Origin of the sequence: Paraburkholderia sp., assembly GCF_028283785.1 — a bacterium.
In the GTDB taxonomy this organism is placed as follows: Bacteria; Pseudomonadota; Gammaproteobacteria; order Burkholderiales; family Burkholderiaceae; genus Paraburkholderia.
The window spans coordinates 490,307-504,206 of sequence record NZ_JAPWKB010000005.1; the positions used below are offsets into that span (position 1 = coordinate 490,307).

A 13,900-nucleotide genomic window follows, 5' to 3' on the forward strand; every position below is an offset into this window, starting at 1 on the left:
CAAGGCCTGTTCAATTCAGGAATTCAACTCCGCTATCTGCGGAAGACTGCATTGTTTTTCTTCGATTGAATCTGAATTATCGTTCATCGCTCTACCGGGAGTGCATATCTACGTCGCGCTGCACGCACCGGCTTTCTTTGGAGAGCGAAGATGGACAAGACCTTTCCCCCCGTTTCATCGAGGCGGCAAGTCGCACTCCTCGCGGCCGTTTGTCTGGCTGCGCTTGCGTTACCGCTCAGCTTTTCCGGCGGTGCGGTAGCAACGCCCGCGATCGGGCGGGATCTTGCGGGTGGCCCAATCGCCCTGAACTGGATCACGAACGTATTCATGCTCACCTTTGGCAGTCTGTTGATGGCGGCAGGGGCGCTGGCCGACCGGTTCGGACGCAAACGGTTGTTTGCGTTCGGCGTGAGTGGATTTACGTTGGTCTCGCTGGTACTCGGCTTCGCGCCGTCGATCTTTGTCGTCAATGTACTGCGCGCGGTGCAGGGCGTTACGGCGGCGGCGACGCTCGCGGGCGGGACAGCGGCCCTCGCGCAGGAGTTCGATGGCCCCAGGCGCACCCAGGCATTCAGTCTGCTCGGCACCACGTTCGGGGTCGGGCTCGCGTTCGGACCTGTGCTTGCCGGCGTCCTGATCGAGCGATTCGGATGGCGCGCGATCTTCGTGACTAGTGCCGCGGCTGGCGCAATCTCGCTGCTGTTAGGCGCGTCGCAGATGCGCGAGTCGCGTGACCCGAACGCGCAGGGCCTCGATTGGGCGGGAACGGCAACGTTCACAGGCGCGTTGTCATGCTTCACCTTTGGCGTCATCCAGGCCCCCGAAAGCGGTTGGTCGAGCCCGCTTGTCGTCGCATCCCTTGTGGGCGCTGCACTGCTGGCCGCCCTGTTCGTGGTGGTCGAAATGCGAGTCGCGCGGCCGATGCTCGATTTGTCCCTGTTCCGCTATCCGCGTTTCGTTGGCGTGCAGGTGCTACCGATTGCGACCTGCTACTGCTACATCGTGCTGCTCGTCGTGCTGCCACTGCGTTTCATCGGTGCCGACGGCTACAGCGAGATCGACGCCGGCTTGCTGATGCTCGCGCTGTCTGCTCCCATGCTCGTTGTGCCGCTTGTCGCCGCGCTGCTAACGCGCTGGATGTCTGCTGGCGTCATCTCGGGCATCGGCTTGTTGATCGCCGCGGTCGGCCTGTATTGGCTGAGCGTTGCATTACGCGACGGCGCGAGCCCGACCGCGATCGCGCCATTGCTCACGATTGGCATTGGCGCCGGGATGCCCTGGGGATTGATGGACGGACTGTCAGTGAGCGTCGTGCCGAAGGAGCGCGCCGGGATGGCGACGGGCATATTCAGCACCACCCGCGTCGCGGGAGAATGCATTGCACTCGCCATGGTGAACGCAATTCTGGCGGCGCTCACGCGGGCACGCGTGTTGTCGGCCATGAAGCCAGAGGCGATGTCCGCCACAGTATCCGAAGCTGCCGCGCGACTCGCTGCGGGCGATATCGAGCGAGCATCGGTGTTGCTCCCCGCCTTGTCGCGAGTCACGCTGCAGCACATTTATTCCGACGCGTTCGGTCATCTGCTTGGAGGGTTGACTGTCGTCACGCTGCTCTGTGCGATTGCGGTATTAGCGTTTCTGAGCCGCGTTCGCACGGACGACGAACCGTCGGCGGACCGCGTGCGGTCGCGTGTGCCGGCGTGCGAGCGGGAACACGCTTGACTTATTTGACGTAGAGACCCAACGGTGAATGGTTGCCCGACGCTTAAACTCGTCGATTTCTTTGAGGGGGATGCGATAGGGGGCAAGACAAATTCTAGCGGTAGCGCAGCGGACCAAAGACCGGAACGCAGGCGATTCTGGACACGTTTCGGAAAATCGCGCGCACTCAAATGACGGCGCCGCGCCCACAGATTTCATTGCCCTGCGTTGGAGAAGTCGTCCCGAGTCTGGCAATCATACGGAAGTCTCGCGTAACGTAAGCCGTCGGCATTTGACGCACGGGGTCATCTGCCATACCGCAAGCCGGATCGCTAGCACGACGATTCCGATGAGGGCGACTGGAGCCCACTGCGGATCAAATGCACTTGGACTACTTGTATCCAGTGGCGTACCGCGAAGGTGTTTTTTCGACTATCCAGTAGCTTTTTCTGGACGTCAAAGCCTGGCGCAGAGGATAGCGCCAAGCCCGAGTGCGAACTGAAGCCAAAGCCAGCGGCCGCTCATAAATGGCCCATCGACCGTGCCACGGGTTTGAGCTAGTCCGGTTTGTGGAGCGTGATAGACGAGTCAGCCCGCGCGCGACGAAATACGATACCAATCTTGTAGAACGCCGAGAAGTGAGCGAGACCAGGCCTGGCGACTTGTCGTTCGCCTGCGATCACGTATTTGGCCCGATAGGGCTATTCGAATTGCTGCTTAACGTCGTCGCACCGAGCGATGTTCTGTCGAGATACATCCAACGCGTCTCCGATTGTTTTCAAGCGTTCAATGAGCGCCACTGGTCACGAGCGTCAGTGAGTCGAAAAAGCTTGCGACGCCGAGGTAAACACGAAAACGTTTGCAACGGGGCTTTCGGCCTGGTTGCGTCATACATGTTTCATTAGAGGGATTTCTTTAATTAATGACTTTAACGAAAACGACATAAACACGCATTAGCGTGCTGGTTTTCCTGTTTAACGGGCAGTCTAGTCATGCATCCCGCGCTCGCGCAGTTTCGTCGCCCCGGTGTCCCTGGAAGCCCACGTTGCGCCGGAGATTTGTGTCAGGACGTTCCGACCATCGACGCGGCCGATTCGAACGCTGCGGCTATGGAAATCTTTTATGCGCGTCGTGACATGGTGAGTCTCGCCGTGGTGGAAGGCGAGCGGCCCATCGGACTAATTAATCGCGACATTTTCCTGTCGGAAATGAGCAAGCCGTTTCACCGCGAGTTGTACAACAAGAAAAGCTGCATCGCATTCATGGACAAGGAGCCGCTGATCGTCGAAGCACACATGAGCATTGAGGCGCTTACGTTCAAGACGGTCGAGGCAGGTGAAAAGGCGTTGTCGGATGGCTTCATCGTGACGCGCTCAGGGAGCTTCGTTGGACTTGCGAGCGGGTTGCAACTGTTGGGCGCCGTCGCGGAAATGCAGGCGGAGAAAAACCGGCAGATTATGCAGAGCATCGAATATGCGAGTGTGATCCAGCAGGCGATGCTGCGTGCTTCGCGCGATACGCTATCCACGACGTTACCGGATGCCGAACTGATCTGGGAACCGCGCGATGTCGTGGGCGGCGACTTCTATCACTTCGCGTCGTTCCACGATGGATGGTTCGGCGCGACCGCCGACTGTACCGGCCACGGCGTGCCGGGCGCCTTCATGACGCTGCTTGCATCGGCCTCTCTCTCGCAGGCACTCGAGCGGATCGGACCGCGCGATCCCGCCGCGCTCCTTGCCGCCGTCAATCGCAACGTCAAGGGCTTGCTGGGGCAGGTGCACGGCGAAGAGGGCGAGTCGCCGCAATCCGACGACGGCCTCGATGCCGCCTTCTTCTGGTTCGACTCTGCGCAGCGTCAACTCCATTTCTCCGGTGCACGGATCGCGCTGCACGTACTGCGTCCCGAGGCAAGTCACTTCGAAAGCATTGCAGGCGATCGCGTGGGCGTCGGCTACGTCGACAGCCTCGCCGATTACACCTGGGCGTTGAATACCGTCGCGCTGCCTGTAGGCAGCTTGCTATTCGTCTCGACGGACGGACTGATCGACCAGATTGGCGGTCCGCGAAAGATTGCTTTTGGGAAGCGACGCGCACTCGATCTTATCGTCGAGCACCGTGCACAACCGCTCGCCGCGATATCGGCAAATCTGCAACGCGCGCTGGCGGATTGGCAGGGCGCGCAGTCGCGTCGCGATGACGTCACCCTCTTTTTTGCACGCGTATAAGGTAGTCAATGAACATGTTTGAACTTTCCGATCAGGACGGCGCATTCTTCGAACTTGCTCGACGGCGAAACCTGATTTTCTATCACAAGGGTTATTTCTCCCACAGCATTGTCGCGGCGATGAGCGAAGTCGTGAAGCTTCAACTTGAAGTGGCCGGAATCAGCGCGCCGACCCGCCGCAAATTGTTCTCGTCCTTTATCGAAATCTCGCAGAATATCGTCCACTATTCTTCCGACGCGCTCGTCGAAGGATGGGACAAGGGCGGCGCGATCCGTGAGGGCGCGGTGTGCATCACCACTGAGAACGAGCGTCATCTGATGTTGTGCGTGAATCCCGTGGCGACGACCGCGGTCGACGGACTGCGTGAGAGGCTGGAGCCGTTGCGCAGCATGTCGCTGGAAGAGATCAAGCAGGCGTACAAGCACTCGCTGCGTGCCGAGACGCCAGAAGAAAGCAAAGGTGCGGGACTCGGGTTTCTGACGATGGCTCGCGATGCGAGCGCGCCGCTCGAATTTGCGTTTCATCCGCGTGTCGATGCGCCGGAGACCACGCTGTTTTGCCTCAAAACCATAATCTGAGAGGGACGAGTACGCGCCATGGATAATTTTTATATTGCGGCCACGACGACCTCGCCGGAAGTCGATTTTCGATTCGATCAGAACGTACTCACGCTTCGAGGCGAGTCTTATCCGGAGAATGCGGCAGCGTTCTATGCCCCGATCATCGAACAGCTTCGCGCTTACCTTGCTGCTTGTGACGATACGGCTATTGCCGTGGATGTCACGCTGACTTACTTCAACAGTTCAAGCACCAAGATGCTGTTTAGTGTGTTCGATGCATTGGACGAGGCGGCGTCGTCGGGAAATCGCGTGCTGGTGAACTGGTATCGGGACGCCGAAGACGAAACCATTCTCGAATTTGGCGAGGAATTGCAGGCCGATTTTACGGCGATCCAGTTTTCCGATTGTCCGGTTGCAACGTAAGGACGGCCACAGTGGGTTTGAATTTCTCTATGAACGCGCCTTCGAACGACGCGCCGGATCTATTCCAGAACGAGAGCGACGCGCTGGAGAAGGCGCGCACGATCCACGCACAAATCGACGCAAATGAATGCCGGCTGGCGCTAGGTGAGTTGATCGGCCATTTTGAGCGGCTGATGCGCGAGACGCGTCGGCTGATCGGACGCAGCGACCGTGCAGAGCGAGAGATGCAGGCGCTCACGCATCAGTTGCAATATCGTGCGACGCACGATGCGTTGACCGATGTACTGAACCGCAGCGCGGTGATCGAGCGTACGAGCAAGGCATTGCGCGCCGGTCAGGCGGTGATGATCCTCCTCGACATCGACGAGTTCAAGCGCGTCAACGACGATTTCGGTCATCCAGTTGGCGATGCGGTAATCCTCGGTATTGTCGACTGCTTGCGACGTATCGTAGGCGAGCGAGGGGTGATCGGGCGTGTTGGTGGTGAGGAATTTACCGTGTTGTTACCGGGATACGAACTCGCCCGTGCGCTTCAGCTAGCGGATGAAATGCGAATCGCGATTGCGAGCCTCGTTTTCGCGGCACCGGTTGACCGTCGCATCACAGCCAGCTTTGGTGTTAGTTTCAATCCGGCCGGCACCGATTTCGACACCGCTTACGGAGTGGCGGACTCAGCGTTGTATAAGGCGAAACGGGGCGGCCGCGATCGTGTGGAATTCGCCGATCCGAGCATGTAGGCGTTCGAAGCCTTCGAGCACGTTGAGAGCGACTAGCTCTGCAGCACGCCTGTCGTCGGGCGATTCTCGCGACGACATGGATGCCGGCGCTACTGAGGACGCGTTTGTGCTCCCCGACACGGGTCTGCCGGATCCGCCGGCACCCAAGGGAAGCAAGCCGGGACGTAAGCCGGGAGCGCTTAGGTATGTCCGTGCTGCGCGCACGCACTGCACCGCATGGGCGAAGATGTCAGCGAACAGTTGCATATCGAAGTAAAGGCCTCCGTGCTTCAGCACGTGCGCTTCAACTATGCATGCCGCCACTGCGAGCGCCACGCGGAGCGCACGCCGGTAATCACTGCACCGATGCCCACCCAGCCGTTGCCGGACCGCAATGCGCTGCCCGAATAACGAATCCATGAGCAGATGTTTTAACGTGCTCTTTCGTTGTCTCGGCGCGCGTTCGTCCGTCATCTACCCCCGTCCCCAGACCGTTTATCACTAGACCAAAGCTTGCCGACAATCATCAATGACGTTTGCGAGCAGCCTTGTTTCGTAATTGACGTCGTCGGCCGCAAGCAATTCCACAACCGCTTCTTTCGCCCAACCTGCGTAAGCGCCCGGTCATCCCGTCTTGAGTTGCATTGAAGGTCTTGGGAGCATCGTGTCCACTTAAATAGGTGGACACGTGAACACTAGCGAAGACAGCGAACCGAAGCAACGCGCACTCACGCAGGAGCAGCTCGCAGGTCTGGTGGTGGGTCTGCCGTGGCAGCGCATCGGCCCGAACGGTGTGATCCGCGTCGTATGACGACGGCAAGGGCGCAAACAGTTACGCGCGCTCGCCGTGCAACTGATGGCCCAGGTCGAGGACAGGGACCGCGAGATCCGGGAGAAGACACGTGAGGTCGACGAGAGGCAACGGGAGCTGCATTACCGGCAGACCCGTATCGACCAGTTGACCCACGAGATCTCGATCCTCAGACGCCAGCAGTTCGGCCGGCGCAGCGAACCGGTTTCGGGGCGTTTTCGTCGGGCGCACGCGCCGCGCGCACGGGTCGCAATCCGCAGACCGGCGCGGAGATCCAGATCGCTGCAGCGAAGACAGTGAAGTTCACGACGTCCCCGGCGCGCTGCGCGCGTGTTGCATCGGCTCATCCTCACGGCGACCCGCACGAATGAGGTGCGTTTTGCGCGGGCGGGGGAGTTTGACCTCTCCGCCCGCACATGGTCAATTCCTGGAGATCGCACCAAGAGCGGGCGGCCGCTTCGTGAGGAGATTGTGCGGGACGTCAACGGTCGTCGCAAGCACGCCGCTACCCATAAACCGCTTTAAAATCATCGATCTACAGGGCACCGATGGAAGAAGTTGGAACGACCCGGAAAGCCCTTGTGGCGGAAGGCAGCCGGAGTCGAACCGACCAAGGAGTGTCTGACACCCCTTACTGGGTTTGAAGCCCAGCCGCACCACCAGATACGAATGCCTTCCTTCGATGCATGGACAACGGGCACTACCTTGACGCGCGCTCGCTTAAAGCAGATCGGCGAGACGGCTATCGGGACGCAGCATATGCAGATCACGTTGAAATCGAGTATACCCAACGCGATCGAAGAACTCCAGAATCTGGATCGCGCGCTTGCGTCCCAATCCGGTTGCATCGCGGAACGTCGATGCGCCCAACGCGCCGCCGTGCGATCCCGCAAGCGCAGCAACCATCGAAGCCAGTTCGTGTACCACGTCGCGGTGGTAAAACAGATCGCGCACCACCTGATAAACAGCACCCTGCCGCGCGAGTTTGCGCATCAGTACACGCACGTTCTCTTCGGGTGCGCTCGTCGTTTTCGCGAGATCGCGGACCCACGGTGGATCGAAACGTCCGGCCGCACTCAACGGCAATACTGCCTTCGCAAGCGCTTCTTCCGTCGCGTCGAGCGCCACTGCGTGAGTGGGCAAATGCAGCCACGGACCGCTTCGTACGACGACACCATCGGCGACCAGCGTATCGATCAACGCTCGCCACAACGCGTCCGGCACCAGCGGCACGGCAATCCGGCGCAACCGCGCGACGTCCGGTCCCTGTTCGTCGGGCCAGCGCGCGTGAAACTGCTGCAACGTCTCGGCGACGTGCGTCTGCAAACGCGTCCAGTGCGCGCTGAGAATCACTAGCGCGTCGTCGGCAGTCTTGCCGTGCAATGGAATCGCAATCGCCGATTCCGGCAAGCTCAGCGCGTCGGCCGGCAAGCCGGTCAGATGCAGCAGCGTCGAGCGTAACAAGCCGCGCGGCGCGGTGTCCAGCAGCGGCTCCAGCGTGCCTGCATCGAGCCACGCACGTAACGCATCGAGCCACGCCCGTCGCTCGGGCGTGCGTCGCTTGCGCGGCGGGCCGAATGGATCGAGCACACGTCCACCGCCGACGGTACGCGTCGCCTGCGGATTGCGCACGATAAAACGATCGCCCGGCACCGCGCACACGGGCGCGTCGAACACCAGTTGCACGCGCGCCGACTGACCCGGCGCCAACGTGCCGCCATCGAGCAACGCAACATGCGCGACCCGATGCGTCGTGCCGAGATGCACGTGCAGCGGGCTCCAGTGCTGCAACGTGAGTCCTGCATCGTCGAGCAGGCTCAACTCGACATCGAGCCGCTCCGACGTCGCAGCAAGGCGCGGATCGACGATCCAGTCGCCACGCGCAATCGCTTCCTTGTCGATACCGGTGAGGTTCAATGCACAGCGCTCGCCTGCACAACCGGTTTCGGTGGCGCGGCCTTGCGCGTGAACGCTGCGCACGCGTACCGCTTTACCGGCGGGCGCGAGCAGCATCGTGTCGTTGCTGTTCACGCGACCGGCGAACGCGGTGCCGGTGACGATCGTGCCTTGTCCCGCAAGCGTAAACACGCGATCCACCGCGAGCCGGAACAATCCGTCGTCGCGACGCGTTTGCCAATGTGCGGCCGCGTCGCGCAGACAGGCGTTCAATTGCGCGACGCCGGCGTCGCCGGTTTGCGTGGCGTTGGTGTCGAAGCACGGCGCATCGGCAAACGGCGTCGACGCGAGCCACGCGGCGATGTCCGCGCGTACCTGCGCGACACGTTCGGCGTCGACCCGGTCGGTCTTCGTCAACGCGATCGCGCCGCGCGTCACGCCGAGCAGTTGCAGGATCGCGAGATGCTCGCGGGTTTGCGGCATGATGCCGTCGTCGGCCGCGATCACGAGCAGCGCGAAATCGATGCCGCATGCGCCTGCTGCCATCGTATGCACGAGCTTTTCGTGGCCGGGGACGTCGATCACGCCCAGCACTTCGCCGTTCGCCAACGGCGTGTACGCATAGCCGAGTTCGATCGAAATGCCGCGCGCTTTCTCTTCCTTCAGACGGTCGGTATCGACGCCCGTCAGTGCGCGAACCAGCGTGGTTTTGCCATGATCGATATGACCGGCGGTGCCGACGATCATGCGCGCAACTCCGTTTCCTGCTTCGCGAATTGCGCGACGAATTGCGCCGCGAATGCGGCTTCGTCGGCGGCTTCGAGACAGCGCAGGTCGAGCCGCAACGCATCGTCCGCAATGCGTCCGATGACCGGGCGCGGCAATTCACGCAGGGCTTTTTCGAGCTTCATCAACATCCGTCCATTTCTTTTTCCCGTCGCAGCACGCACGACCAGACCGTAACTCGGCAGTTGATCGACGGGCAATGCGCCGCTGCCGATCTGGCTGAACATCGGTTCGGACGTCACGTTAAAAGTGTCGCCGAGCGCCTGGTGCACGACCGGACGCAGCCGATCCGCCGCAGCTTGCATGTCCGCCATCGGACGCGTCAATAGTCTGAGCGTGGTCAGTCGTTCGCGCAGCAACTCCGGCGCGCGGTACAACTGCAGCACGGGTTCGAGCGCGGCCAGCGTCAACTTGCCGACCCGCAGCGCGCGTTTCAACGGATGCTTCTTGATTTTGCGGATCAACTCCGCATTGCCGACGATCAATCCGGCCTGCGGACCGCCCAATAATTTGTCGCCGCTAAAGGTGACGAGATCCGCACCGGCTTCCACGGTTTGACGCACGGTCGGCTCGCCAGGCAAACCCCACTGCGCCAGATCGACCAGCGTGCCGCTGCCGAGATCCACCGCGACCGGCACGCCGCGCGCACGCGCCAGCGGCGCGAGTTCATCCAGCGCGACGCTCTTCGTAAAGCCGTGAATCGCATAGTTGCTGCAATGCACTTTCATCAGCAACGCGGTACGGGGATCGATCGCATCTTCGTAGTCTTTCAGATGCGTGCGATTAGTCGTGCCGACTTCGCGCAGCTTCGCGCCCGCGCGCGACATGATGTCGGGAATCCGGAACGCGCCGCCGATCTCGACGAGTTCGCCGCGCGACACGATCACTTCTTTCTTCGATGCGAGCGCGGACAGTGTCAACAACACCGCCGCCGCATTGTTGTTGACGACCGTGGCGGCTTCGGCGCCCGTAAGTTCGCAGATGAGGTCGTCGATCAGGTCGTCACGATCGCCGCGACGGCCGGTGGCGAGATCGAATTCGAGGTTTGCGGGACGCGTCATCGTATCGATGACGGCGCGCACGGCTTCGTCGGGCAATAACGCGCGACCGAGGTTTGTATGCAGCACCGTGCCGGTCAGGTTGAACACCGTGCGCAGACGGCTTTGCGAGCGCGCGGCAAGCGTGCTCGCGGCTGACGCGACGATCTGCGCTTCGTCTGCGGGCGGGGCGGTGCCGGACGCGCCTGCTTGCAGCGAGCGTCTTAGCGCATCGAGTGCCGCGCGCACCGCATCGACTACTTGCGTGCGTCCGTATTGCTCGACGAGCGGACGCGCCGCCGCGGACGCGACGACTTTTTCGACAGCCGGCACCCGTGCCAGCAACGCATTGAGTTCACTGCCCGACACTTCGCTCACCCGCTGTTTCTCCGTGTTTTATGCATCGTCCGACGGCACTTCGGGCCACAGCAGCGGATTGGGCGCGGCGCGCTGATAACCGGCCTCGTTCATCAACAGATCGAGCGTGAGGCTGGCGAGGTCATCGGCGAGCGGTTCGAAGTCGTAGTCTTTTTCCTGATAGCCGATCTTACGATAGGTGTGGCATTCATCGCACGACTCGGCTTTGAGCGCGGGATTACCGCCGTCGATGCCATGATAGGCGATCCCTTTGGTCGAGTCGCAATTCGAGCATTTGGCGCGGACCATATGCCATTCGCTGGCGCACAGGCCGCATTGCAGATAGCGCAATCCCGCTTGCGATCCACCGACGCGCACGACGCTTGCAACGGGCAGGCTGCCGCAAACCGGGCAGACGCCGGGTTCGACGTAGGGCACGTCGCGGGCGTTGATGCAGCACGCGAGGTCGGTCCAGACCACTTGCAACGCGGCCATGATGAATGGCGCGGTCGCCGGATCGATTTCGTTGTAGCGATGCGCGAGCATCGCGTCGGCTTGCGCGTCGAGTTGCGGATCGGTTTTTTCGCGGATCGAGTCGATTACGCGGGCGAGTGCCGGCGTGACAGCGCCGCCCGCTTCTACCTTATCCAGCAGACGATGGAGGACAGTTTGCCAGCCGGTCGTTTCGCGAAATGGCGAGAGCGCGGGGATGAGCGGCATCGAGTGCTGTTGCGCGGTGGCGAGTTGGTCTGCCGACGGCAATTCCGTTTCGAGGCCGGCTAGCAGTTGATGCTGGGCATCGGCGACTGTCGACATCAGGCGGATGTAGCCGCCGATGGGACTGCCGGTGGATTGAGTGCGTAAGCGCGCTGCTCGCGCGGAGAAGGTCGTTGCGCGGGATGGGAGGGCGATGCGCGGAATGGCGGTGTGGTCCAGGGATTCGATTTCGCCTGGGTCGAGGATTCGGTTGGGCACTTGCTTTTTCCTGGTTTTTAACTGGATAAGGTTTTGGGTTTTTTGCTTTTTGGTTTTTTCTGGGTGTGCTTGCGGTGATGTGGTTGTCCCGTGTTCGCGTCGGTTTGCCTGGTTCGTCCCTGTGCGGGACCGCACCTACTTTTCTTTGCTCGCGCAAAGAAAAGTAGGCAAAAGAAAGCGCGTTTACACCGACACTCCGTAGCGAGTGGCGTCCTCTCAGAACGGGTAGTGGAGTTGCCGCACCGCATGTCTTGGTGACAAGGCAATCATTCGTTCCGGCTGTTCGCTCCGCGACAGCCGACGGGCACAGCCCCGTCTTTATCTCTTGGCGCTCTTCGCGCCCCGAACTCCGTCCGTCATAACACCCATTTTCCTGGCAAGCGCCGGTCCGTTCTCGCGCGCAAAATTCCTGGCAACCTGGAACGTCGAAACCATCGTGAATGCGGGTGAATTCCGTGGCGCAAACCGGGCCTTGAGTCGGACGCTGGAACGGGCGTGAACGCAGGCGATGGGCGTGGCGAAAACCGGCCTTTGGTCCGGGCGTCGGAACCGTCGAAACGGCGTGCAAGTGACGTAGCGCAAATGGGTTTTTGAAGTGGGCGACCGCCGCAAAGCGGGCGGGATGTGCGGGCGCGGGCCACCACGCCAGGCGGTGCGGCAACTCCAAACGTGCGCGGTCCACTACCCGAAAATTACTAGACGCCACTCGCTACGAAGCGCGAGGTAAACGCGCTTTCTTTTGCCTACTTTTCTTTGCGCGAGCAAAGAAAAGTAGGTGCGGTCCCGCACAGGGACGATCCAGGCAAACCACCGTGAAAACGGGACAACCACACCCACAACAACAAACCCAAAACCCTACTTAACAACCTCCTTAAACCACTTAGGATGATGCTTCCTAGCCCACCCCAACGTCACCGTCCCCCTCGTCATCGCCCCGATAGAACCTTTAATCCAAAGCCCGGCATAAACATGCACCACAATCCCCATAATCAAAACAAACGCCGCCACCGCATGAACAACAGAAGCGAGCCGGATCACACCAACAGGAAAGTAGAAAGAGAAGTAAGCACGCCAGATCACCACACCGCTGCAAAGCAGCAACACCAGACACAACACCATCACAAAGAATAGCAGCTTCTGCCCGGCGTTATACCGCCCAATCTCCGGCAGATTCTCCTCCCGATTCGCAAGCACATCGTCGATCTGTTTCAGCCATTGAATGTCCTCGCGTTCGAGATAATTGTGATGCCAGAACCGCAGCGCAAGAATCATGAACGATACGAACATCACCACCCCGACGAACGGATGCAGGATCCGCGTCCACTGCCCGCCGCCAAATAGATTCGTCAGCCAGAACATCGACGGATGAAACAACGCCAGCCCCGATAACGCCAGCAACACAAACGTAATCGCGGTGATCCAGTGATTCGTGCGCTCGTTCGCCGTATAACGCACGATCAGATTCGGGTTCGGGTCTTCATGCTTCATCTGTCCACTCCCTGCGTTCGCCCCGGATACGGCGCGCTTCTTCCTGCGCGTCCAGTTCTTCGTCCGGCGTGACCTCGTTCGGTCCCACCCGCGTGTAATGGAAGAACCCGCTCAACGCGGCCAGCGCTATCCCGGCAACGGCCAGCGGCTTCGCGATGCCCTTCCACAACCGCACCATTGGACTGATCCGCGGATTGTCCGGCAAGCCGTGATACAGCGAAGGCTTGTCCGCGTGATGCAGCACATACATCACATGCGTGCCGCCGACGCCCGCCGGATCGTAGAGTCCCGCATTCGCGAAACCCCGTTCCTTCAGATCCTCGATGCGCTCGGCCGCGTGCTCCTTCATGTCCTCCTTCGTGCCGAAGACAATCGCGCCGGTCGGACAGGTCTTCACACACGCGGGCTCCTGTCCGACGGCGACACGGTCCGAACACAGCGTGCACTTGTACGCCCGATGATCCTTCTTCGAAATGCGCGGCACGTTGAACGGGCAGCCGGTCACGCAATACCCGCAGCCAATGCAGTTTTCCTCGTGAAAATCGACGATGCCATTCGTGTACTGCACGATCGCACCCGGCGACGGACACGCCTTCAGACAGCCCGGGTCCTCGCAGTGCATGCAGCCGTCCTTGCGGATCAGCCACGACAGATCGCCCGCGTCGTTCTCGTGCTCGGAGAAACGCATCACCGTCCACGATTCCGGCGACAGGTCGCGCGGATTGTCGTAAACGCCGATGGTGTCGCCGATCTCGTCACGCAGATCGTTCCACTCCATGCACGCGGTCTGACACGCCTTGCAACCGATGCACTTCGTGACGTCGATCAGCTTGGCGACGGTTCCCGTTACCGGCGTCCGTGCAACCGGCGGTTGCACGGTGGTGGCCGACAGGCGCTTGATATCCAGTGATTGCAGTGCCAT

Annotated in this window: 11 protein-coding genes, 1 tRNA gene and 3 pseudogenes; 9 read left to right on the forward strand and 6 right to left on the reverse strand. The window is 60.8% G+C overall.

Annotation, left to right across the window (positions count from 1 at the left end):
• Window positions 1-150 precede the first annotated feature (150 nt).
• From PW947_RS06255 to PW947_RS06295, 9 genes and pseudogenes are all read left to right on the forward strand, one after another.
• Window positions 151-1,722, forward strand: coding sequence for an MFS transporter (locus PW947_RS06255; RefSeq protein WP_299630196.1), 1,572 nt, complete (start codon window positions 151-153; stop codon window positions 1,720-1,722).
• Between the two features lie 1,088 nt (window positions 1,723-2,810).
• Window positions 2,811-3,929, forward strand: coding sequence for a SpoIIE family protein phosphatase (locus PW947_RS06260; RefSeq protein WP_299630197.1), 1,119 nt, complete (start codon window positions 2,811-2,813; stop codon window positions 3,927-3,929).
• A 14-nt stretch (window positions 3,930-3,943) separates the two neighbouring features.
• On the forward strand, window positions 3,944-4,507 hold the full coding sequence (locus tag PW947_RS06265) for a SiaB family protein kinase (RefSeq protein WP_299630198.1): 564 nt from the start codon (window positions 3,944-3,946) through the stop codon (window positions 4,505-4,507).
• Between the two features lie 18 nt (window positions 4,508-4,525).
• Window positions 4,526-4,912 carry a DUF1987 domain-containing protein gene (locus PW947_RS06270; RefSeq protein WP_299630199.1) on the forward strand — a complete coding sequence of 129 codons (387 nt, stop codon included), beginning with the start codon at window positions 4,526-4,528 and terminating at the stop codon, window positions 4,910-4,912.
• A gap of 29 nt (window positions 4,913-4,941) precedes the next feature.
• Window positions 4,942-5,649, forward strand: a complete 708-nt coding sequence (locus PW947_RS06275) for a GGDEF domain-containing protein (RefSeq protein ID WP_299630606.1) — start codon at window positions 4,942-4,944, stop codon at window positions 5,647-5,649.
• A 186-nt stretch (window positions 5,650-5,835) separates the two neighbouring features.
• Window positions 5,836-6,015: pseudogene (locus tag PW947_RS06280) on the forward strand (IS66 family transposase zinc-finger binding domain-containing protein); the annotation flags it as partial.
• Between the two features lie 301 nt (window positions 6,016-6,316).
• On the forward strand, window positions 6,317-6,439 hold the full coding sequence (locus PW947_RS06285; RefSeq protein WP_299630200.1) for a hypothetical protein: 123 nt from the start codon (window positions 6,317-6,319) through the stop codon (window positions 6,437-6,439).
• A 45-nt stretch (window positions 6,440-6,484) separates the two neighbouring features.
• Window positions 6,485-6,649: pseudogene (locus PW947_RS06290) on the forward strand (IS66 family transposase); the annotation flags it as partial.
• Window positions 6,643-6,810, forward strand: a pseudogene (locus tag PW947_RS06295) (HU family DNA-binding protein); the annotation flags it as partial. The pseudogenes PW947_RS06290 and PW947_RS06295, both read left to right, overlap by 7 nt.
• A gap of 211 nt (window positions 6,811-7,021) precedes the next feature.
• Here the strand turns inward: PW947_RS06295 and PW947_RS06300 are convergent.
• The 6 genes from PW947_RS06300 to fdxH form a co-directional block, all read right to left on the reverse strand.
• Window positions 7,022-7,117 (reverse strand) — tRNA-Sec (locus PW947_RS06300).
• Between the two features lie 42 nt (window positions 7,118-7,159).
• Complete coding sequence (selB, locus tag PW947_RS06305; protein ID WP_299630201.1) at window positions 7,160-9,082, reverse strand: selenocysteine-specific translation elongation factor; 1,923 nt, start codon at window positions 9,080-9,082, stop codon at window positions 7,160-7,162.
• Window positions 9,079-10,536, reverse strand: a complete 1,458-nt coding sequence (selA, locus tag PW947_RS06310; protein WP_299630202.1) for an L-seryl-tRNA(Sec) selenium transferase — start codon at window positions 10,534-10,536, stop codon at window positions 9,079-9,081. Before selA ends, selB begins: the two co-directional genes overlap by 4 nt.
• An 18-nt stretch (window positions 10,537-10,554) precedes the next feature.
• Window positions 10,555-11,490 carry a formate dehydrogenase accessory protein FdhE gene (gene fdhE / locus PW947_RS06315; protein WP_299630203.1) on the reverse strand — a complete coding sequence of 312 codons (936 nt, stop codon included), beginning with the start codon at window positions 11,488-11,490 and terminating at the stop codon, window positions 10,555-10,557.
• An 855-nt stretch (window positions 11,491-12,345) separates the two neighbouring features.
• Complete coding sequence (locus tag PW947_RS06320) at window positions 12,346-12,978, reverse strand: formate dehydrogenase subunit gamma (RefSeq protein WP_299630204.1); 633 nt, start codon at window positions 12,976-12,978, stop codon at window positions 12,346-12,348.
• Complete coding sequence (fdxH, locus tag PW947_RS06325; RefSeq protein ID WP_299630205.1) at window positions 12,968-13,900, reverse strand: formate dehydrogenase subunit beta; 933 nt, start codon at window positions 13,898-13,900, stop codon at window positions 12,968-12,970. The genes PW947_RS06320 and fdxH overlap by 11 nt, the downstream gene beginning before the upstream one ends.